General features: G+C 73.0%; 19 protein-coding genes and 1 pseudogene. 8 read left to right on the top strand and 12 right to left on the bottom strand.

The genetic code is table 11. The annotated features are described in order from the left end of the window. Positions 1-128 precede the first annotated feature (128 nt). Together ACQPY0_RS48850 and metF are read right to left on the bottom strand one after the other, a co-directional pair. Positions 129-788, bottom strand: coding sequence for a CDP-alcohol phosphatidyltransferase family protein (locus ACQPY0_RS48850; protein WP_432977328.1), 660 nt, complete (start codon positions 786-788; stop codon positions 129-131). Beyond that, a complete protein-coding gene (gene metF / locus ACQPY0_RS48855) occupies positions 775-1,692 on the bottom strand; it encodes a methylenetetrahydrofolate reductase [NAD(P)H] (protein WP_432977331.1) in 918 nt (305 codons plus the stop codon). Before metF ends, ACQPY0_RS48850 begins: the two co-directional genes overlap by 14 nt. 167 nt (positions 1,693-1,859) lie before the next feature. Between metF and ACQPY0_RS48860 the strand changes: the two genes are divergently transcribed. Then, positions 1,860-4,214: a hypothetical protein gene (locus ACQPY0_RS48860; RefSeq protein WP_432977334.1), complete on the top strand. Its 2,355-nt coding sequence runs from the start codon at positions 1,860-1,862 to the stop codon at positions 4,212-4,214. A 10-nt stretch (positions 4,215-4,224) separates the two neighbouring features. Further along, positions 4,225-5,286 (top strand): polyprenyl synthetase family protein, encoded by a 1,062-nt coding sequence (locus ACQPY0_RS48865; RefSeq protein WP_432977337.1) that lies wholly within the window; start codon positions 4,225-4,227, stop codon positions 5,284-5,286. Here ACQPY0_RS48865 and ACQPY0_RS48870 read toward each other — a convergent pair. Genes ACQPY0_RS48870 through ACQPY0_RS48880 form a run of 3 tightly spaced genes read right to left on the bottom strand, consistent with a single transcriptional unit; the run spans position 5,222 to position 6,311 of the window. Further along, positions 5,222-5,740, bottom strand: a complete 519-nt coding sequence (locus tag ACQPY0_RS48870) for a lycopene cyclase domain-containing protein (protein WP_432977340.1) — start codon at positions 5,738-5,740, stop codon at positions 5,222-5,224. The two genes, ACQPY0_RS48865 and ACQPY0_RS48870, sit on opposite strands and share 65 nt — an antisense overlap. After that, the gene (locus ACQPY0_RS48875) at positions 5,680-6,000 is read right to left on the bottom strand and encodes a lycopene cyclase domain-containing protein (protein WP_432977343.1); all 321 of its coding nucleotides are present in this window, start codon (positions 5,998-6,000) and stop codon (positions 5,680-5,682) included. The genes ACQPY0_RS48870 and ACQPY0_RS48875 overlap by 61 nt, the downstream gene beginning before the upstream one ends. 2 nt (positions 6,001-6,002) lie before the next feature. Further along, the gene (locus ACQPY0_RS48880; protein ID WP_432995712.1) at positions 6,003-6,311 is read right to left on the bottom strand and encodes an Rv2175c family DNA-binding protein; all 309 of its coding nucleotides are present in this window, start codon (positions 6,309-6,311) and stop codon (positions 6,003-6,005) included. Between the two features lie 84 nt (positions 6,312-6,395). On the opposite strand from ACQPY0_RS48880, the gene ACQPY0_RS48885 reads away from it, so the two are divergent. From ACQPY0_RS48885 to ACQPY0_RS48895, 3 genes are read left to right on the top strand one after another with little or no spacing between them, the layout of a single operon-like run. Beyond that, complete coding sequence (locus ACQPY0_RS48885; RefSeq protein WP_432977346.1) at positions 6,396-7,031, top strand: hypothetical protein; 636 nt, start codon at positions 6,396-6,398, stop codon at positions 7,029-7,031. Between the two features lie 34 nt (positions 7,032-7,065). Then, on the top strand, positions 7,066-9,051 hold the full coding sequence (locus ACQPY0_RS48890; protein WP_432977348.1) for a protein kinase domain-containing protein: 1,986 nt from the start codon (positions 7,066-7,068) through the stop codon (positions 9,049-9,051). After that, positions 9,051-9,923, top strand: a complete 873-nt coding sequence (locus ACQPY0_RS48895) for a deoxyribonuclease IV (protein ID WP_432977351.1) — start codon at positions 9,051-9,053, stop codon at positions 9,921-9,923. The genes ACQPY0_RS48890 and ACQPY0_RS48895 overlap by 1 nt, the downstream gene beginning before the upstream one ends. 43 nt (positions 9,924-9,966) lie before the next feature. Here ACQPY0_RS48895 and ACQPY0_RS48900 read toward each other — a convergent pair whose 3' ends face one another. The 4 genes from ACQPY0_RS48900 to ACQPY0_RS48915 form a co-directional block, all read right to left on the bottom strand. Next, positions 9,967-10,995 carry a threonine aldolase family protein gene (locus tag ACQPY0_RS48900; RefSeq protein ID WP_432977354.1) on the bottom strand — a complete coding sequence of 343 codons (1,029 nt, stop codon included), beginning with the start codon at positions 10,993-10,995 and terminating at the stop codon, positions 9,967-9,969. Then, on the bottom strand, positions 10,988-12,382 hold the full coding sequence (locus ACQPY0_RS48905) for a class II 3-deoxy-7-phosphoheptulonate synthase (protein WP_432977357.1): 1,395 nt from the start codon (positions 12,380-12,382) through the stop codon (positions 10,988-10,990). Before ACQPY0_RS48905 ends, ACQPY0_RS48900 begins: the two co-directional genes overlap by 8 nt. 71 nt (positions 12,383-12,453) lie before the next feature. Continuing rightward, positions 12,454-13,833 (bottom strand): dihydrolipoyl dehydrogenase, encoded by a 1,380-nt coding sequence (gene lpdA, locus ACQPY0_RS48910; RefSeq protein WP_432977360.1) that lies wholly within the window; start codon positions 13,831-13,833, stop codon positions 12,454-12,456. Continuing rightward, on the bottom strand, positions 13,830-14,792 hold the full coding sequence (locus ACQPY0_RS48915; RefSeq protein WP_432977363.1) for a magnesium transporter CorA family protein: 963 nt from the start codon (positions 14,790-14,792) through the stop codon (positions 13,830-13,832). The genes lpdA and ACQPY0_RS48915 overlap by 4 nt, the downstream gene beginning before the upstream one ends. On the opposite strand from ACQPY0_RS48915, the pseudogene ACQPY0_RS48920 reads away from it, so the two are divergent. The 3 genes and pseudogenes from ACQPY0_RS48920 to ACQPY0_RS48930 form a co-directional block, all read left to right on the top strand. Then, positions 14,718-15,014: pseudogene (locus ACQPY0_RS48920) on the top strand (acyl-CoA thioesterase domain-containing protein); the annotation flags it as partial. The gene ACQPY0_RS48915 and the pseudogene ACQPY0_RS48920 overlap by 75 nt on opposite strands. 354 nt (positions 15,015-15,368) lie before the next feature. Further along, the gene (locus tag ACQPY0_RS48925; protein ID WP_432995714.1) at positions 15,369-15,758 is read left to right on the top strand and encodes a hypothetical protein; all 390 of its coding nucleotides are present in this window, start codon (positions 15,369-15,371) and stop codon (positions 15,756-15,758) included. 375 nt (positions 15,759-16,133) lie between these two features. After that, positions 16,134-16,718, top strand: a complete 585-nt coding sequence (locus ACQPY0_RS48930) for a winged helix-turn-helix domain-containing protein (protein ID WP_432977366.1) — start codon at positions 16,134-16,136, stop codon at positions 16,716-16,718. Between the two features lie 259 nt (positions 16,719-16,977). Here ACQPY0_RS48930 and ACQPY0_RS48935 read toward each other — a convergent pair whose 3' ends face one another. From ACQPY0_RS48935 to ACQPY0_RS48945, 3 genes are read right to left on the bottom strand one after another with little or no spacing between them, the layout of a single operon-like run. Further along, entirely contained in the window at positions 16,978-18,273 is a 1,296-nt protein-coding gene (locus ACQPY0_RS48935; protein ID WP_432977369.1) for an AAA domain-containing protein, read from the bottom strand. Then, complete coding sequence (locus ACQPY0_RS48940; RefSeq protein ID WP_432977372.1) at positions 18,270-19,745, bottom strand: hypothetical protein; 1,476 nt, start codon at positions 19,743-19,745, stop codon at positions 18,270-18,272. Before ACQPY0_RS48940 ends, ACQPY0_RS48935 begins: the two co-directional genes overlap by 4 nt. Beyond that, positions 19,746-20,870 carry a hypothetical protein gene (locus tag ACQPY0_RS48945; protein ID WP_432977375.1) on the bottom strand — a complete coding sequence of 375 codons (1,125 nt, stop codon included), beginning with the start codon at positions 20,868-20,870 and terminating at the stop codon, positions 19,746-19,748. Between the last annotated feature and the right edge of the window lie 23 nt (positions 20,871-20,893).

A 20,893-nucleotide genomic window follows, 5' to 3' on the forward strand; every position in this document is an offset into this window, starting at 1 on the left:
GCACCGAAGGGTCGGGCCGTTCGCCCAGCTCCGCCGATGTCCGCGTGCTCCTGGCGGATATGTCGGGCGCTGGCGCGCCCGACATATCCGTTATTTCGTGAAATACGTCGCGTCGGGCGACGAAAAGCTCAGCGCAGGGTTCGGCGGACCACCTTCAGGAGCTGGGCCAGGCCGATCAGGGAGACCGGCAGCATGATCGCCAGGGTCACCGTGGCAGCGCGGGGGTCGGCCAGGACCGCGAGGAGGCCGAAGATGCTCAGCAGGACTCTCGTCGGGCGCTCGGCGATCGTCACCGTGCCGATGTCGCTCATGCCGGCGGCCGTCGCGCGGGCCCGGACGTACTCGTGCAGCCACATCACCGCCCCGCACGCGGCGGCGAGCCACGGCGGGGCGCCCAGCAGGGCGAAGGCCAGCAGCCAGGCGGCCTCGGACAGGCGGTCGGCGGCGGCGTCGTAGACCTGGCCCAGGCGGGTGGCCCGCGACAGGATCACCGCCAGGGCGCCGTCCAGGGTGTCGGCGACGGCGGAGAGCAGGACCAGTACGGCCGCCAGGAAGGGGCCGGCGGGGGCGAGGACGACGGCGGGTGCCGCCGCGGCGAGCAGCAGGCCGAGCAGCGTCAGGGCATCGGGGCTGCGCACGCCGGCCTGGGCGGCCAGGACGCCCAGGCGGTGGCCCAGCCGCAGCCAGCCCCGGACCGGGGACGGGGCGCTCCTGGGGTCATAGCCGCCGTGCGCCGACGACCAGCGGGAACAGTATCCGTCCCAGTCGAGCGGCTCAGGGGCGCGCACCGACGCCGAGCTGCTGCCAGACCTCGCGGGTCGCCGTCGAGCGGTTGAAGGTGATGAAGTGGATGCCCGGCACGCCCTCCTCGAGCAGGCGCTGGCACATCGCCGTCGCGTGGTCGATGCCGAGACGCCGCACGGCCCGCGGGTCGTCGGCGATCTTCTCGAACCGCTCGGCCAGCGCCGGCGGGAACGGGGCGCCCGAGAGCTGCTGGGAGCGGGCGATCGTGCCGATGTTGGTGACCGGCATGAGCCCGGCGACGATCGGCGTGTCGCAGCCGGACGCGGCGACCCGGTCGCGCAGCCGGAGATACTCATCGACGTCGAAGAACATCTGGGTGATCGCGAAGTCGGCCCCGGCGCGGCACTTGCGCACGAAGTTGGCGGTGTCGGACTCGACGTCGGCCGAGCGCGGGTGCTTGTAGGGGAACGCGGCCACGCCGATGCTGAAGTCCCCGGCCTCGCGGACCAGCCGCACCAGGTCCTCGGCGTAGAGCACGCCCTCGGGGTGGCGCACCCACTCCCCCATCGGGTCGCCCGGCGGGTCACCGCGCACGAGCAGGAAGTTGCGGATGCCGGCCCCGGCCAGCTGCCCGATCACGTTGCGCAGCTCCGCGACCGAGTGGTTGACGGCGGTCAGGTGGGCCATGGGCAGCAGCGTGGTCTCGGCCGCCACCCGCTCGGTGACGGCGACGGTGGTGTCGCGGGTGGTGCCGCCGGCGCCGTAGGTGATCGAGACGAACGACGGCTGCAGCGACTCCAGCTCCCGGATCGCCTGCCACAGCTGCCGCTCCCCCTCCGGCGTCTTCGGCGGGGAGAACTCGAAGGAGAACGTCGGCCCGTGCTCCGCGATCAGGTCACCGATCGCGGCGGGTCCGCCGGCCATGACAGAGGGAAGTCCGAGAGCCACGCCCTGACTGTACGCACTACGGCGCGCGGGCGGGAATTGTCGTACCTGTGGGGTACAACGGGGGTGGACAGCGAGTCGGGCGGGGGCCGCCGCGATCGGCGCCCGGCCGGGTCGGTGTCCCTGGTGCCGCGGTGTGATCGGGGGTCGCTGGTTCCAGGAGGTATGCAATGCCTGCCAGATCCGGGCCCGGCCCGGCCGGAGACGAGACGTTCGGCGCGCTACTCACCCGCCTGCGCCTGGCGCGGGGCCGCTCGCAGCTGCGGCTGGCGGAGATGCTGTGCGCGGCCGCTGGCGTGCCGACGATCACACGGCACGAGGTGTCACGCTGGGAGCGCGGCGAGCGGGTGCCGGGCGCGCCGTGGCTGGCATGGATCGCGTTCACGCTCGACGTGCCCCTCGACGACCTCGAGCGCGCCGCAGCCCGCTCCCGCCACCTACGCGCCCCGGCCCGCCCACGTCAGCCACGGACCGCGGAGGCCCCCGCAGCCGGGACAGGGGCCGACGCCCCACCACAAGCAGGCCGAAACCAGACGTCCCACTCGGCAAACGGCGCCCTGACCGGCAGCGCAAGCGACGGCCTGACCGGCGGGGCGACCGGCGGGACGAGCGACGGGGCGACCGGCGGGGCGACCGGCGGGACGAGCGACGGGGCGACCGGCGGGGCGACCGGCGGGACGAGCGACGGCCTGACCAACAGGGCGAACAGCGATCTGGCGGGCGGGAAGAACGACGGACTGGACGACGCGACAAGCCGCAGGGCGAACGGCGGACCGGACGGCGGGACGAGCAACGGCCGGAACATCGGCGCGAGCGGCGACCAGGCCGGTGGGACAAGCAGGTGGGCGAACGGCGGGCTGAACGGCGGACCGGACATCGACGCAAGCGACGACCGGGACGGCAGGACGAACAGCACGGCGAACGGCGGACCGGACATCGACGCAAGCGACGACCAGCGCGGTGGGGCGAGTAGGTGGGCGAACGGCGGAATGGCCAACGGGGCAAACGGCGGACCGGACATCGGCGCGAGTGACGACTGGGACGGCGGGACGAACAGCAGGGCGAACAGCGGACCGGACATCGGCGCGAGCGGCGGCCGGGACGGCGGGGCGACGACGGGTGGGTCGAGTGCGGGCGGCGGAGCGCGGGCGGGCTGGCAACGAGGCGGGGCGGATGCGGGCGTGGAAGGCGGGCGGGCGATGTCGTGGTGGTCGGTGGCCGAGTTGCGTCGGATGGACGATCTCGTGTCCGGGGTCAAGGTGGCGCGGGTCGTCCGGGCGGCTTACGCCGGGGCGGTGCGGGCGGCCGCGGGTGGTGGGCGCGAGCGGCTGCGGCTCGTCGCCGAGTTGGCGCAGCTCGCGGCCTGGGTCGCGGCCGACGCGGGGGCGCCGGTCAGCGGGGCGGCCGTGGCGGGGATCGTGCGCGACGGGGTGCGGGCGGCGCTGACCGGCGGGCATCGGGCGCTGGCCGGGCATCTGCTCGGCTGCCTCGCGCAGTTGCATGCCGAGGAGGGCGACGGGGTAACCGCCCTCCGGCTGGCGCGGGCCGGGCGGCAGGCGGCGGAGCCGGCCGATGCCGGGACGCTCGCGGTGCTGTGGCTGCGCGAGGCGGCGGCCGCGGCGGCCGGCGGGGAGCGGAGCCGGTGTGACGCGGCGCTGGCGGCGGCCCGCCGGGCGCAGGAGCGCCGCACGGGCGAGCATGATCCGTCGTGGCTGTACTGGCTGGACGACGCGCACCTCGCGGCCGCCGCCGGGCGGTGCCAGGCGGCGCTGGGACGACATCGGCTCGCGCTGCCGTTGCTGGCCGCGGCGCTCGGCCCGCCTCCGCGGCCCGGCAGTCCGGCACACCTGGCACCTCTCCGACCCGACACGCTCGTCCGGACCGACGCACTCGAGCGGACCGACAGGTCCGACCGGCGTGACGCACTCGGCCGGACCGACGGGCCCGACTGGCCCGACGCGCCCGCCCCGCCGGGCGCACCCGACCGGACCGACAGGCCCGACAGGCCCGACGCATCCGTCCCGCCCGGCGCACCCGAGCGGACCGACGCGCCCGTCCGGACCGGTGCGGCGGTGTGGGCCGCGGCGGGCGGGGCGGGCGGGGCGGGCGTGGTGCAGGACGCGGTGTGGCGATCGGCCGGGGTGTCGGCGCCGCGTGGTGCGGGGGTGGCTGGGCGGGGTCGCGTGCCGGCGGCCCGGGGGGCGGGCGCGGTGTGGGCGTCCGGGAATGCTGCGGGCAGGAGTGGCGGGGTGCGGCTGCGGGCGTTTGGGCTTGTGCAGTTGGCGCGGGCTCGGGCGCTCGTGGCTGCTGGGGAGGTCGACGCCGCGTGCGAGGCCGCCGTCGAAGGGGTCCTTGCCGGGGCGCGGTGTGGGTCCGCGCGGGTTTGGCGGGAGGCGGAGTGGGTGCGGCCTCGGTTACGGAGGGCAGCGAAGTACCGGGATTTTACCGAGATGTACGAAATGGCGCGTGGGTTTGGCCACGATGGGCTCAGGACCGGTTCGGCGGGGGGCGGGGTTTCGGACTAGCGTCTCTGCCGTGACGCACCCCTTTCTTGATCGGGCCGGGCTTCGTGCGCGGGTCCGGGCCGCCCTCGCCGGGTTCCTGCTGCGGCGGCGGGATCGGCTGGGCGAGATCGAGGCCGAGGCGCTCGGGCCCGTCGCGGACGCGGTCGAGGCGCTCGTGCTGGGGGGCGGCAAGCGGCTGCGGCCGGCGTTCGCGTACTGGGGGTATCGCGGGGCCGGGGGTGCCGACCGGGACGAGATCGTGACGGCTGTCGCGGCGCTGGAGCTGGTGCAGGCCAGCGCGCTCATTCACGACGACGTGATCGACGGGTCGGAGACGCGGCGCGGGGAGCCGGCTGTGCACCGGCGGTTCGCGGGGCTGCACCGGCGGCTCGGGTGGCGTGGGGACGCCGACGGTTTCGGCGCGTCGGCGGCGATCCTGCTCGGGGATCTGTGCCTGGTCTGGTCGGACGAGATGCTGCACGCCAGCGGGGTCGATCCGGTGACGCTGGCCCGGGCCCGGCCGGTCTTCGACGAGATGCGCACCGAGGTGACGATCGGGCAATACCTCGACGTGCAGACCCAGGCGACCGGCGACACGTCAACGGCGCGGGCCAGCCTGGTGGCGCGGTTCAAGTCGGCGAAGTACACGATCGAGCAGCCGCTGGTCTTCGGCGCGGCGCTGGCCGGCGGTGGGCGGCTGGCCGAGGACTACTCGGCGTTCGGGCTTCCGCTCGGGGAGGCCTTCCAGCTGCGCGACGACGTGCTCGGGGTGTTCGGGGACCCGGCGGTGACCGGCAAGCCCGCCGGCGACGACCTGCGTGAGGGCAAGCGGACCTATCTGATCGCGGCGGCGATCGAGGGGGCCGGGGCGGCCGTGTTCGACGAGCACCTCGGCGACCCGGGGCTGGACGAGCACAAGGTGGCGCTGCTGCGCAAGACCATCGTGGAGAGCGGGGCGCTGCAGCGCACCGAGGAGCGGATCGCGCAGCTGACCGCGGCGGCGCTGGGAGCGCTGGAGGCCGCGGACGTCACGGCCGAGGCTCGGGAGGTTCTGACGGGCCTGGCCCAGGCCGCGACGCAGCGGACGGTTTAGGCCGCGACGCAGCAGGCGGTCCGGGACGCGACACAGCGGACGGTCCAGGACGCGACACACCAGGCGGTCCGGGAGGCGACGCCGCTGACGGTCCAGGACGCGACGCCGCAGGCGGTCTGAGGGAGGCCCAGACCGCCAGGGTGGCCAGGACCAGGGCGAAGCCGAATGCGAGATCCTCGACGGGGGCGTGCACTACGCGCACGCCCAGGATCGACGACGGGTTGTAGAGGACCACCCCGCGGCCGGTGAGGATGCCGTTGGACAGCAGCTGGAACGCCAGGACGATCGGGTACGAGCACCAGAAGACGCGGCCCAGGACGAGCTTTGTGCGTAGCACGGCCACGTCGAGTACGACCGCCGCGCAGACGCCGGTCACCGCGGCCGCGGTGTAGGTCACCGCCGCGACCACCGCTGCAGCGTCTGGCGGGTCGCCTCGAAGCCCAGGATCGCGCACACCGGCACGACCAGGAAGAACAGTAGCTCCTCCAGCGGCAGGTCACCCGGCAGGATGACGCCGGTGATCTGGCGCGGGTCGAAGGTCCAGTGCCCGGCCCGGATCGCGAGCAGGTCCCACACCACGAACACGGCGGCGACCGGGGCGAGGGTGAGCAGCAGCCGGCGGACCTGGCGCAGGACACCGACCTTGAGCAGCGGCTCCAGCCACAGGGCACCGCCCAGGCAGCCCGCCAGGACCAGCAGATACGTCCAGTGCACGGTCAGAAGCCCAGGGCCTGCGCGCGGCGCTTGACCTCGGTCGCGCGGTTGCCGCGCAGTGCCTCGGCCGGGGTGCCCGGCAGCGACTCGTCGGTGGTGTAGAGCCACCGGAGGGCCTCAGCCTCGTTGTACCCAGCGTCGTACAACAGCGTGAGCACGCCCGGAAGGTGCTTGACCACGCCCTCATCGGTGATGAAGTCCGCCGGGACGCGCAGCACCCCGCTCTGCTTCACGGCGATCAGGGAATGGTCGCGGACCAGCTGATGCACCCGGTTGACCGGGATGCCGAGGCGCTCGGCGACGTCGGGCATGGTCAGCCACTCGGCGGGGCCGGCAGGTTCTTCGCTCACAGTTGAAACAGTAATCCTCGCCACGCGATCGGGAAGGAACGGGCAGTGGGGCTCTGGCTCAAGGTTCACCGGGAGGTCGCCGGTGCCTGGCGCTCCGCGTGCTACGACATGTACCGGCACGCGAACCGGCGCCGCGCCGTGCGGCTGCGGATGGCGGAGACGGCCGAGTACGGTCCCCGCAACCATCGGGGCCAGCACGTGATGCGCGCCCCGTACCGCAGCCGGGTCGCCGCCACGACCGGCGTCGCGCTGCTGGTCGCGGGCGGGGCGGCCGGCACCTACCTGGCCGTGGCGGGCAGCCTGGCGGCGCTTCGCAGCGAGTCCTACGAGCCGCCTGTCGCCGCGCCGGCCGCGCCGGCGCCGGGCAGCACCTCCGCGCCGTCGCTGATCCGGCCGCCGTCGCCCCGGCCGACGCAGGTCCGCCCGCAGGTGAAGCGGTCCACTCCCGCGCAGGTGGTGGCGATGCCCGAGATCCCGGCACCGACCAACGTGCCCACGCAGCAGACGACGGACCCGGAGAGCACCCCGACGACGTCGCCGAGCGCCTCGCCCACCCCGTCCGCCAGCCCGTCACCCTCCGTGTCGAGCGCGTCGCCCTCACCCTCCTGGACAAAGCGCTCGAAATGGGGACTTTCCGCCGATGATCACGCCTCGTCGGGCCAAACCGGCGCCGGGCGCTGAGCTTTCGCCCTCCCCGGCCGTACACTCGCAGCCAATGGATACCACGGTCGCCGATCCTCTGCTCGGTGCGCTCGTCGACGGGCGCTACCGCGTTCGCTCGCGTGTCGCCAAAGGTGGCATGGCGACGGTCTACACGGCGCTCGACGAGCGACTCGAGCGCACCGTCGCGCTGAAGATCATTCACCCGGCGCAGTCGCGGGACCCGCTGTTCGTCGACCGGTTCACCGACGAGGCCAAGACGATCGCCCGGCTGACCCACCCGAACGTGGTGGCCGTCTACGACCAGGGCACGCACCAGGGGCTGCCGTATCTCGTCATGGAGTACGTGCGCGGCCGGACCCTGCGCGAGGTGCTCGCCGAGCGGCGCCGCCTGCAGCCGCACGAGGCCCTGGCGATCATGGAGCAGATGCTCGCCGCGATCGCCGCCGCGCACCGCGCCGGGCTCGTGCACCGCGACGTCAAGCCGGAGAACGTGCTGGTCGCCGAGGCGCCCGGCGAGTCGCACAACCTCGTCGACGGCGTCGTCAAGGTCGCCGACTTCGGGCTCGCGCGCGCCGTGGAGGCCAGCGCCGACGAGACGGGCTCGCACCTCATGGCGACGGTCGCCTACGTCGCGCCCGAGCTCGTCACCGACGGGCACGCGGACCCGCGCACCGACGTGTACTCCGCCGGCATCGTGCTCTTCGAGATGCTGACCGGGCGGGTGCCCTACGAGGCCGACCGCCCCGTCGAGGTCGCCTGGCAGCACGTCGACCGCGACGTGCCGTTCCCGTCGCGTTTCGTGCCCGGCCTGCCGGGCGCCGTCGACGACCTCGTGGCCCGCGCGACCCGCCGCGACCCGGGCGGCCGCCCGACCGACGCCGGCGCGATGCTCGCCGAGGTCCAGGCGGTCCGCGAGGACATCGGCACCGAGCTGACCAACCGCAGCCGCCAGGTCGCGCCGCCGACGGTCCAGGTGCCGCGGGTCGACTCCGTGCCGCAGAACTTCCCGACCCAGACGACCCAGACCTACCAGGCCACCCGCCGCCCGTCCTGGGCGCGGCTGCCCGCCTCCGCTCCCCCGCAGCCGGTCGCCCGCCGGCACCGCACCGAGGCCGGCCACGGCGGCGGGGGCGGCGGCGTCCAGGGGCTGTTCGCGCAGATCAACGCCAACCCGCGGACCCGGCTCGCCGTCATCGCGGGCATGCTCACGTTCGGCCTGCTGGTCGCGATCGGCGGTTACTGGTTCGGCGTCGGCCGCTACACCGACACGCCGGACCTGCGCACCCAGGCCCGCGACCAGGCCGCCCACCAGGCCACGACGGCCGGGTTCAAGGTCAAGTTCGCCGAGCCGAAGTTCGACGCCAAGGTCCCCAAGGACGCGGTGCTGGAGCAGGACCCGCTGGCCGGCGGGCGCATCCTCAGCGGCGGCACGATCACGCTGACGCTCTCGCTGGGCCCCGAGATCTACAAGGTGCCCGACATCGCCGGCAAGGAGTGGGACCTGGCGCAGGTCGACCTGCAGGCGCTCAAGCTCGTGGGCAACCGGGTCGAGAAGTTCGACGACGCCGTGCCCGCGGGCCACGTCATGGACACCGACCCGAAGATCGGCACCCAGGTCAACCCGAACCAGGCGGTCACGGTCTACGTGAGCAAGGGCCCCAACCCGGTCAAGGTGCCCCTCGTCGTCGGCAAGCAGCTCGCACAGGCCCAGAACGACCTCGCCAAGGTGAAGATCACCGTGGGCAAGGTCGAGGAGGTCGACAGCGACAAGCCCAAGAGCGAGGTCGTCTCGCAGAGCATCGGCGACGGCAACAGCGTCACCGACGGCATGGTCATCGACCTGCAGATCTCCAAGGGCCCGGCGCAGATCCCGATGCCCGAGGTACGCAACCTGCCGCTCGATCAGGCCAAGGCGCAGCTCGAGCAGCTCGGGCTGGTCGTCGAGGTGCAGGGCTTCGGCACGGTCCGCGGGCAGGACCCGCAGGCCGGCACCCCGGTCCTCCCCGGCCAGCATGTGCGCCTGTTCGCGTTCTTCTGATGCCGGCGTCCATCGCCCCGGTCGGCGGGCACGCGCCCGCCGCCGGGGGCCTGGCCAAGGCTGCCCTGCGCTACGTCGAGCAGACGGCGGCGTCGGCGGTGCAGGTGTACGTCTCCAACCCCCGCGGCTGGGCGCTGACCGCCGGCGACGCCAAGCAGGACGACGCCTTCCTCAAGGGCTGCGCCGACCACGGCGTGGTCGCCTACATCCATGCTGCCCTGCTGGTCAACCTCGGCTCGCCGACCGAGGCCACCGTGGAGCGCTCGGCCGCCACGCTGGAGCACGCGCTGCGCCGCGGGCAGGCGATCGGGGCGCGGGGCGTGGTCTTCCACGCCGGATCCGCGGTGGACGCGCAGCACGCCGAAAAAGCCTTCGCGACAGTACGTCGTGTGCTCCTGCCGCTTCTCGACGTCGCCGACCGCGAGGGCTGGCCGCCGCTGCTCGTCGAGCCCAGCGCCGGCGGCGGGCGGTCCCTGGCCTCGCGGGTCGAGCACCTGCAGGAGTACCTCGCCGCGGTCGACCGGCACCCGCGGCTCGGCGTCTGCTTCGACACCTGCCACGCCTGGGCCGCCGGGCACGACCTGGCCACGCCGGGCGGCATGACCGCGACGATGGACGCGCTCGTGGCCGCCGCGGGCCCGGACCGGCTCAAGCTGATCCACGCCAACGACTCCAAGGACGCGTGCGGCTCGACCCGGGACCGGCACGAGTCGCTGGGCAAGGGCACCATCGGGGCGGCCGCGTTCGCGGAGCTGCTCGCGCATCCGGCGGCTCAGGGCGTACCGCTGATCGTGGAGACGCCGTCCGGCACGGACGCCGCCGATCACGCGGCCGACATCGCCCTGCTGCGCGGTTCCGCGCCCGGTACGTGAGCCCGGGCGCGACCTCGACCCGCCGGCCACCGGGCCCGGCCGGTCACAGCAGCGTCGGCAGGACCTTCGCGGCGTGCTCGATGCCGTCGTCGGTCTGGTCCAGGTGCGTGACCAGGCGAACCAGGCGGGGGCCCAGGACCGAGACCAGGATGCCGTGCTCGCGGGCCGCGGCCGCGAAGGCCGGGCCGTCGATCGGGGCGCCGGTCAGGTCCAGGGGGACGATGTTCGTGCGGATCTTCGCGGGGTCGACCACGCCCGCCGGGGCCAGGGACTCGGCCAGGCGGTGGGCCCGGGCGTGGTCCTCGGCCAGGCGCCCGATGTTGTTGCGCAGGGCGTAGAGGCCCGCGGCGGCCAGGACGCCGGCCTGGCGCATGCCGCCGCCCAGGCGCTTGCGCAGCTTGCGGGCCGCGGCGATGCGCTCGGCCGTCCCCACGACCAGGGAACCCACCGGGGCGCCCAGCCCCTTGGACAGGCAGACCGACAGGGAGTCGAACAGCCGGCCGTACGCGGCCAGCGGCACGCCGTCGGCCACGTGGGCGTGCCAGATGCGGGCGCCGTCGCAGTGCAGGTGGACGCCCGCCTCCGCCGTGAGCTCGCGCAGCGCCCGCAGGGTCGCGAGCGGGATCACGGCGCCGCCGAGGCGGTTGTGGGTCTGCTCCACCGCGACCGCGCGGGTCGGGACCGCCACGAAGCCGTCGGGGCGGATCATGTCGGCGACCGTCCGCGGGTCCAGGTCGGCCGCGGCCGAGGGCCAGGTGCGGGTCGAGACGCCGCCCAGGGCCGCGGCGGCGCCGATCTCGTCGGTCACCACGTGGGCGGCCGCGTCGCAGAGCAGCTCCTCGCCGCGGGGGACGGCCAGCTGCAGGGCGATCTGGTTGGCCATGGTGCCGCTCGGGCAGAACAGGGCGGCCTCGTGGCCGAACAGGCCCGCGACGTGCGACTGCAGCTCGTGCAGCGTCGGGTCCTCGTCGAACACGTCGTCGCCGACCTCGGCCGTCGCCATCGCCGCACGCATGGCGGGCGACGGCCGGGTCAGCGTGTCGGAGCGAAAGTCGACGACGACGTCAGCCACGCAGCATCTCCGCGACCAGGAACGCCAGCTCCAGCGACTGCTGGGTGTTGAGGCGCGGGTCGCAGGCGGTCTCGTAGCGGTCGGGCAGGTCCGCGTCGACGATGGCCTGGGCGCCGCCGAGGCACTCGGTGACGTCCTCGCCGGTCAGCTCCACGTGCAGGCCGCCCGGGTGGGTGCCGAGCTCGCGGTGGACCTCGAAGTAGCCGAGCACCTCGTCGACGATCCGGTCGAAGTGGCGGGTCTTGTACCCGTTGGAGGACTCGTGCGTGTTGCCGTGCATCGGGTCGCACTGCCACACGACCCGGCAGCCGGCCGCGGTGACCTTCTCGACGATCGGCGGGAGGGCGTCGCGGACCTTGGTGCTGCCCATGCGGGACACGAACGTCAGCCGGCCGGGGACGTTTTCGGGGTTGAGCTTCTCGAACAGCTCGATCGCCTGCTCCGGCGTCGTGGTCGGGCCGAGCTTGACGCCGATCGGGTTGGCCAGGCGGGACAGGAAGTCCACGTGGGCGCCGTCGAGCTGGCGGGTCCGCTCGCCGATCCACAGGAAGTGGCCGGACAGCCCGTAGGGCCGGCCGCCCGCGATGCGCACCAGGGGGCGCTCGTACTCCAGCGCGAGGGCCTCGTGGGAGCAGTACAGCGTCACCGTGCGCAGCGCCTCGTCGTCGTTGACGCCGCAGGCCTGCATGAAGCGCAGGGCCCGGTCGATCTCACGCGCGATCGCCTCGTAGCGCTGGCCGGCCGGCGAGGTGACCACGAAGCCCTTGTTCCAGTCGTGCACGGCGTGCAGGTCGGCCATGCCGCCGCCGAGATAGGCCCGGAGCATGTTCATGGCGCTGGAGGAGTTCGCGTAGGCGCGGACCATGCGCTGCGGATCGGCGACGCGGGCCTCGGCGCTCTGCTCGAGTGAATTGATCATGTCGCCGCGGTAGGCCGGGAGGCCGAGCGAGTCCAGGGCGGCGGAGCGGGGTTTGGTGAACTGGCCCGCGACCCGGCCGATCTTGATGACGGGGAGCGAGGCGCCATAGGTCAGCACGACCGCCATCTGCAGCAGCGTGCGCGCGTTGCCCAGGACGTGGGCCTCGGTGTTGTCGGCGAACGTCTCCGCGCAGTCACCGCCCTGCAGCATGAACGCCTTGCCCTCGGCGACGAGGGCCAGGCGGTCGCGCAACTGGTCGACCTCGTACGGAGCGACGATCGGGGGCACGGACGCCAGCAGCTGGCCGACCTCGTCCACCGCGGCCTGGTCCGGCCACGGCGGGGTCTGCGCCCGGGGCAGCGTCCGCCACCGGTCGAGGCCGAACTCGTCGTCGTCGGAGTTGCCCGGGACGGCGACGCGGGAGATCTCCGGGCCGGGGTACGTGAAGTGATGCCACTCCTGGCGCATGGGCAAAGCGTACCGAGCGGGATCGGCGGGCCGACCGGCCGACCCGCCCATCCCGCGAACAGCACTGCGATCTACATGTTGATCATGTGCCCGGCGAGGCCGTGGACGGCCTCCTTGACCGCCTCGCCCAGGGTCGGGTGGGCGTGTACGTTTCGCGCGACCTCGTGCACGGTGAGGTCCCACTGCTGGGCCAGGGTCAGCTCGGGCAGCAGCTCGGTGACCTCGGGGCCGATGAGGTGGGCGCCGAGCAGCTCGCCGTACTTGTCGTCGCTGATGATCTTCACGAACCCGGTCGCGTCGCCCAGGCCGTGGGCCTTGCCGTTGGCGGTGAACGGGAACTTGGCGACCTTGACGTCGAAGCCCTTCTCGCGGGCCTGCGCCTCGGTCCAGCCGAAGCTGGCGATCTGCGGCTGGCAGTACGTCGCCCGCGGGATCATGACGTAGTCGAGCTCCATCGTCTCGGCGCCGGCGATCGTCTCGGCGGCGACGATGCCCATCGACTCGGCCGCGTGCGCGAGCATGAGCTTGGCGGTGACGTCGCCGATCGCGTAGATGTGCGGCACGTTCGTGCGCAGCCGCCCGTCGACGTCGATCGCGCCGCGCCCGGTCAGCTTGACACCCGTCTTCTCCAGGCCGTACCCGTCCACGCGCGGCGTGAAGCCGATCGCCTGCAGCAGCTTGTCCGCCTCCAGCACCTGGTTCTCGCCGCCCGCGGAGACGGTGACCTTGACGCCCGAGCCGGTCTCCTCGACCGACTCGACCCGGGTCGAGGTCAGCACCGAGATGCCGAGGCGCTTGTATCGCTTGGCGAGCTCGGCCGACACCTCGGCGTCCTCCAGCGGCACCATCCGGTCGAGGAACTCGACGATGGTGACCTTCACGCCGTAGTTGTGCAGCACGTAGGCGAACTCGACGCCGATCGCGCCGGCGCCGGCGATGATGATCGAGCCGGGCAGGTCCTCGCTGAGGATCTGCTCCTCGTAGGTCACCACCCGCTCCGAAAGCGTGGTGCCGGGCAGCAGCCGGGTCGTCGCCCCGGTGGCGATGATGCAGTTGGCGAACGTGATGGTCTCGTCGCCGACCTGCAGCGTGTGGTCGCCGAGGAAGGCGCCCCGCGTGTCGTACTGCCGGATCTCGTTCTTCTTCATCAGGTAGTGCACGCCCTTGACGCGCCCGTCGGCCACCTTGCGACTGCGCTGGAACGCCGCGCCATAGTCGAACGTGACCTCGCCGGAGATGCCGAAGGTCTTGGCCTCGGCGTGGAAGATGTGCGCGAGCTCGGCGTTACGCAGCAGCGCCTTGCTGGGGATGCACCCGACGTTGAGACAGACGCCACCCCAGTACTTCTCCTCGACGATCGCGGTGCGCAGGCCCAGCTGCGCGCAGCGGACCGCGGCGGTGTAGCCGCCCGGGCCGGCCCCGAGGACGACGACGTCGTAATGCTCAGTCATAGCCAATCCTTGCGTTTGAAGGTGACGTACAGCACCACAGACAGAACCACGATCAGCATCCCCGATGTGATGAACCCCGCCGGCTTCTCATAACCCGGAAACGGCAGATTCTGCCCGTAATATCCCGTAACAGCGGTCGGTACGGCGATGATGGCGGCCCAGCTGGTGACCTTTTTCATGACGGTGTTCTGCCGGTTGCCCTGCACCGCCAGGTTGGCGTCCAGGACGGTGGCGGTGAAGTCGCGCAGGTTCTCCGTGAACTCGGTCACGCGCAGCACGTGGTCGTAGAGGTCCTGGTAGTAGGGCACCATGTCGCCGTCGACGAGGTGCTCGCGGGAGTGCATGAGGCCGCCGACCAGCTCGCGCATCGGCAGGATGACCTTGCGGATGCGACCCAGGCTCTTGCGCAGCCGGAATGTGCTCTGCTGGATCTGGCGGATCGCGGCCGGGGTCTCCTCGAAGAGCCGGTCCTCGAGCGCCTCGAGCTCGTCGTCCAGCGCCTGCACCGCGTCGAACTGCCCGTCGACGATGACGTCGAGCAGCCCGTGGGCGAGGAACGCGACCCCGGCGCCGGCCAGCTCCGCCTCGGCGTCCCAGCGCTGCACGACGGCGTCCATGTCGAAGCCGCGGCCGTGCGCGGTGATGATGGCCCGCTCGGTGAGGAACGCGGAGACCTCGTGCACCTCGGCGCCGCCGTGGAAGGCCACGGCGTAGGCGTTGAAGAACACGTGCCCCGGATAGTGCATGAGCTTGGGCCGCTCGTGCGGCGAGGAGGCGTCCTCGATGGCCAGCCGGTGCAGGCCGAACTCCTCCTGCACGCGGTCGTAGTCGGCCTGCTTCGGGTCGGTGAGGTCCAGCCACACGACCGCCGCGGCGTCCTTGAGATGCTCGGAGATGTCCTCGAGCGGGAAGTCCTCGGCTTCCAGCCGCCCGTCCCGGTAGAGCCGCGTGCGTGCCATAGGCTCATCAAAGCAGAAGGAGCCCCTGGTGGCCGGTTCCGCGGAGGCGAGGCGCCGCCGGGTCCACAGTGGACCGTTGCGGCCACCTGCTCGCCCTGCTCGCGCGGGCCGCGGCGACACCCGGCCCACCCGCTCAGCGCGAGCGCGGTGCATCTGTCCCCGCCGGAGCCGGGCCCGGCGTCGCTCGCCGTGGAGCGGCTGCGCGACGGGCGGAGCGTGAGTCAGGCCCGGGTACGGCTGACGCGGAAGGAGAACCTCCGCGTCGAGGCCCTCGTCACCCTCTCGAGCAGGCCGGGCACGCACGGGTCGGCGCCGTCGCGGAGGATCGACTGGCCCACGTGCAGCCCGATGGCCGCGTCGCCCAGGACGTTGATCTTCGTCTCTTATGACCAGCAGCGGCGCGGGTCGGGCCCGCGCTCCCCGGCCAGGCGCAGGACCAGCGCCGCGGCGCCGTCGCCCCCCCGGGCTGTATCGCGCAGGGTGACGCCGGCCTCCCTGGCGCCCTCCGACGCGCGACATCGGCCCGGCCGGGCGTGGGCTGAGGGGAATTCATCCGACACGAGTAACACTGCCTACATGGAACCGCTCATCCTCGTCGACGGCGCGAACGTCGTCGGCTCGGTGCCGGACGGCTGGTGGCGCGACCGCGCGGGGGCGGCGGCCCGGCTGCGCGACGCCCTCGCCGCGCGCGACCGCTCGGCCCTGCCCGGCGAGGTTACGCTGGTCGTGGAGGGCGCCGCCCGGGGCGTGGCGGCGATCGATGGCGTTGCCGTCGAGGCGGCCCCGCAATCCGGCGACGACCACATTGTCGCGCTCGTGGCCGCCAATGTGGGTCACCGGACGGTCATCGTCGTGACATCCGATCGGGGACTCCACCGGCGCGTGGCCGAGCTGGGGGCGAGTATTGTCAGTCCGGGCCAGTTGCGGGCCACGATCTCATATGGTGGACGACGGCAATCTACCTAGCAGATATGATTTAGGGGTGATGTCATCACAGTATGCACGGGTAGCCATGCGGGCATCTTCAGCGATCTTCCACTATATGGGAAGCGATTGACCGCAACGTCCGGCTCACTCAAAGTTATGTGGGCGCCGGTCTCGTGAATTGCCGGTGAATACCGCGCCAAAACGTCTGACGAATTAGTGTCGATCTATTCTGTGCGGCACGCAACACGACTGTCGCTTCATGTGACACAGCTGGTAAGGTCGGTGCCATGTGCCCTGAGGTGCAGCTCGATCCGATGTGGATTTCCCGCCGCGAACATCATTTCGACGGCCTTTGTCGAGTGTCCCCCGGTTGAAATCGGCGTTCATTCAGAAGGTTTTCGAGAGGATCAAATAATGGCCGTTTCGGTCGTCGGCGCGAACGACATCGCCCCGTCGGTGGTCACGATCACCGTCCACATCACGCTCAACGGCGAAGAGCTCCCACCGGAGGCCTCCCGCCTGCTCAGCGACCTAGAGGCCCTCGCCGCCGTCCAGACCTCGCCGCGCACGCCGCTGCCGCGCACACCCGCTCCCCCGGCCCCGAAGCTGCGGCTGGTCGAGACGCCGGTGGCGCCGGAGCCCGCCGGTGACACCAAGGTGAAGCGCATCGGCCGCGCCACACCCGACGCTCCCTCCCTGTTCCTGTGCACCGGCTCCCGGCTCGTGCTGTGCGACGGCGCCCAGGTGCCGCTGACCCGGCGGGAGTACGACCTCTTCCTCTTCCTGTGCGAGCACCCGCGCCGCGTGTTCAGCCGCGCGCAGCTGCTGCGCCAGGTGTGGGGCTACGACATGGTCGGCACCGAACGCACGGTCGACGTCCACGTCCGCCGGCTGCGCGTGAAGCTGGGCGACGCCGCCCGGATCATCGCCACCGTGCGCGGTGTCGGCTATCGCCTCGACGATGACGCCGCCGTCCAGGTCGTGGTCCGCGAGGACTGACCTCGCGACCGCCGCCGGCATCCTGCTCCTGCTGGATCTGCTGCGGGTCTGGCTCCCCTCCGTCATCACGATCTTCGGGCAGGCGGCCTCGACACCGGCCGAACTCATGGGCGCCTTCGCCCTGGCCTGGTTCCTCGCCGGTCTCGCGTTCGGCCGCTTCGGCTCCGCCGGCGTCGCGTTCGGTGGCGCCGCGGTCCTGGCCGCCGCCCGGCTCGCCCTCGTCTTCATCCGCGGTGCACGGCCGCAGCTCTCCTGCGGTTCAGGCGTGACTGTCCATTGTGGCCAGGTGCGCCAGCATGGCCTGGTTGGCCTCCCAGCCGTCGGGGAAGCGGACCGGCACGTTGAGGTGCACCGGCTCGGCCGACGGGTGGGTGTCCAGCAGCTCGGCGATCCCGGCCCGGGCCACGACCACGCACGCGTGGCGGTGGCGCGAGGCCAGGACGCACAGGCGGCCGGCCTCGAGGTGGAAGGCGCTCGCGTCGCGGCGGCCGGACAGGGGGTGGAGGATCACGGTCACGTCGTACTCGCGGCCCTGCAGGCGGTTCGCGGTGTCGACGGTCACGTCGGCGGCGACCGTGTCGGCCAGCGCCAGGCGGATCGCGGCGACCTGGTCGCGGTGGGCGGCGCCGACGGCGACCCGGTCGGCGGTGACCGGGCGGCCCTCGGGGGCGTGCTCGGAGTATGCGATCGGGCCGCGGCGCAGCAGGCTGACCACCAGGTCGGCGATGGCGGCGACGGCCTCGCGGTCGGTGCGGACCGTGTGGCGGCCCGGCAGCTCGTGCAGGGCCCAGCCGGTGCGGCGGGCGGTCTCCAGCGACGCCTCGATCCTCGGATCGCCGCCGATGGCGCGGACCGAGAACTCGAGGCTGCGGTCGGCCGGTTTGGTGCCGGCCTCGAAGGGGGTGAAGGGGTAGAAGGCCGCCGAGACGACCGCCGCGGCGGACGGGGGCAGGCGCCAGGACACGGGGAGGCGGTGGACCGGCAGGTTCGGGTTGTGGCGCAGCAGGACCGCGACCGCGCTCTGCATCGGGTCCCAGGACAGGCCCGCCCAGCGCTCGACCGCCACCACCGAGAACGGGTCGAGCTGGCCGGGGTCGCCCACGAACAGGCCGCGGTCGAATCGACCGGCCACGCGCAGGAGCATGTCGGAGCGCATCTGGTACGCCTCGTCGACGATCGCCCGCTCCCAGGTTCCCTCGGTCACGGTCGCCCACTTCGCGGCCGTGCCGATGACGACGGCGCTCGTCTGCACGTCGGAGACCGCGCCGCTGACCGTCACCGAGCCGTGCTTGACGACGCGCTGGGCCGGCACGTAGGTCGAGGCCGACAGGCGGCCGATCTCGATGCCCGGCGCGGCGGTGGCGAGGCGGTCGATGAGGTCGTCGACCTGCTCGTTCGTCTGCGCCACGACCATCAGCCGCTCGCCGGCCTCGGCCATGGTCCGGGCCGCGCGAACGACCAATGTGGACTTTCCCGCGCCCGGCGGGGAGTCGACGACCACGCCGCGGCCGGTCGCCGCCGCGAAGTCGGTGAGGATGTCGTCGATGACCGTCACGACCAGTCCTCCGCGGCGTCGGTGTCGGTGGGCTGGTAGTCCGGGGGCGGGCCGCCGTGGGTCCACGGCGTGTCCTCGCGGGACGGGAAGCGGCCCGGCGGCTGGTAGGCGTCGCTGACCGGGCCGTACGTCACGACCTCGCCGATCTCGGGGACGGATCCGGGCGCGGGCTGCTTGGTGGAGCGGCCCATGCCCTTGCTCAGCTCCAGCACGACGTCCACCGAGGACACCTCGACCACCGTCGCCTGCTGCGACAGCCGCGACGGGGACACCAGCAGCGCCCCGGGCTCCAGGCGGACCGGGTCGTCGGTCTGCACGGTGATGTGCGGGCGCAGGGCCGCCTTCTTGCCCGACGTGTCGACGCGGTTGGGCGAGGCGGAGACGACGGTGCCGGTGAACGCCTCGCCGGAGAGGCGGAACTCGGCCATGATCAGCGGGTCGTCGAGGGCGCGCTGGGCCTCGTAGCGGGCCTGTTCGCGCTCCAGGCGGTCGAGGCGGGCGGCGGCGGCCACGGCGCTGTCGCGCCTGGGCTGCGGCAGGGCGGTGCCTTCGGCCAGCGACATGTGGTACACCGTGAAGATATCGCGATCGATGGCCCACCGGGCCTCGACGGAGGCGCCCGCCGGGCGGGAGCGCAGCAGATCCACGGCGCGCCACATGAGCCGCCAGGTCGGCTCGAGCTGCTCCTGCAGCACGCCGGCGAGGTTGGCCTCGGCGCGGCTCTGCGCCTGCGGGTCGGCGGCGCGCGCGTAGGCGGAAAGCGCCGGCGCGAGGACCTCGTTGTCGAAGGTCGGGTCGGTGCTCGGGCCGGCCGGCGGCCAGCGCAGCGGGTCCTCGGCGAGCTCGGCTGCGGCGGCGCCGTCGAGGCCGTCCGGCGGGTCGATCCAGCCGAGCAGCGCGGCGAGGTTGGCGTCCTCCAGGCCGCTCTGGCCGGTCGCCCAGTGCTCGCCGAGGACCTCGGTCATCGCCAGCAGCGTCGCCGAGCCGGGGTGGTCGGCGCGCTCGCGCAGGAACGTGAGCCACTGGCCGAGCAGCGGGACGGTGCGGTGCACCGGGTGCGGCCCGTACGTGCGGCGGAAGCGGGTCGAGCGGCCCAGCAGCCGGATGAACTCGACGCCGCCGCGGTTGGGCACGAGCACCTGCGGGGCCTCGGCGTAGCGGACCTTCGCCGACGCCGAGGTGTCCACGGCGCGGGAGCAGCCGTCGACGTAGGACAGCACGACCCGCGCCAGCTGCGCCACGAACTGGAAGCGCTGGGTGCGGTCGCGGGGGTTGGCCACCACGAGCAGGCGGCCGGCGTCGCGGCCGGTGCCGACCATGGCGGCCAGCGGCGCGGCGGCCTCGCCGGCGAGCGCCAGCGGTACGAGCACCAGTGGTTTTGCCGCCACGTGCGTGTGCCGCACCGTGGTCAGGGGCTGGGCCCGCCCCGACTCCACGGCCTCCGCCCGCGCCAGCGCCGTCAGGATGCTCACTCAGACCCCGCTGAGGCACTCGGTGCGCAGGCGGTGGGCGAGGCGCAGCAGGCCGGCGATCTCTTCCTGGCCGGCGCCGGGGGTGAGGATGCCGCGGGCGAGGCCGAGGACGGTGGAGACGCTCTCGACGCCGCCGAGGTCGTCGCGGATGGAGCGGCCCAGCGCCGAGGTGGAGCCGGCCGACTCGGCGCGGCAGAAGAAGGCCATCTCGCAGGAGCCGAGGCAGTCCGGGCTGTACCGCGCGTCGATGGTGCTGACCGCCTTGTGCAGTTCGTCCGGCGGACGGGTCGCGTTGTGGTCGGCGTCGTAGGCGAGGTCGAAGCTGAGCCCGGCGGGCAGCGCGTCGAGGATCTTGTCGAGCCGGGTGAGCCGGGACAGCTGGCGCTGCAGCACCGTGAGCTGCTTGCGTACGTCCACGAGGGTGGCCGTCGGCCGGTTGGCGAAGTTCTCCGGGCAGACGAGCACCACGTCGTGCGACACGGTCTGCGGCGGGTAGCCGAGCTCGCCGAGCAGCTCGCGCATGGCCAGCACGTACACCGCCGACTGCTTGGCCGCCGCGGCCGCCTTGCCCGGGTCGGCCTGCCCGTCGATGACCGCGAACGACTTGATCTCCACGACGTGGAAGCGGCCACCGACGCGGAAGGCGATGAGGTCCGGCTCGAGATACGCGTAGTACCCGGCGATGTCCAGCCGCAGCATCGGATGGTCGAAGAGCGTGCCGGCGTCGTCCCGCTCCGCGGCCGCGCGGGCCAGCAGGTTGCGGGTGCGGGCGTAGCGCACCTCGCGGCTGGCGTTGCCGCCCACGTTGGACAGGTCGTCGTAGGACACCTCGGGGATCGACAGGCCCAGCCGCTCGCGCAGCAGCTGCAGCAGCTCCGCCGCGCCGTCGGCCTTGACCTGCGCCTCGAACGCGTTGCCGCGGGCGATCGCGAACCGCGACTGGCCGAACGCGGCCGGGTAGCCCAGCTGCCCGGCGACGGCGCCCTTGTTCACCCCGGCCGCGTCCATCAGTCCCCGCCGGCCGCAGCCGGGGTTGTTGGTGAGCGCGGCGATGGTTCTGGCGTTGTGGTTGCGCGGCGCCACGGTGCCGCGGATGCGGTCCAGCCGGTCTACCAGTGCGTCCATGGGGTCTCATCTCGGGGAAGCGG

It is taken from the genome of Dactylosporangium sp. CA-233914, assembly GCF_050942935.1.
Lineage (GTDB): Bacteria > Actinomycetota > Actinomycetes > Mycobacteriales > Micromonosporaceae > Dactylosporangium.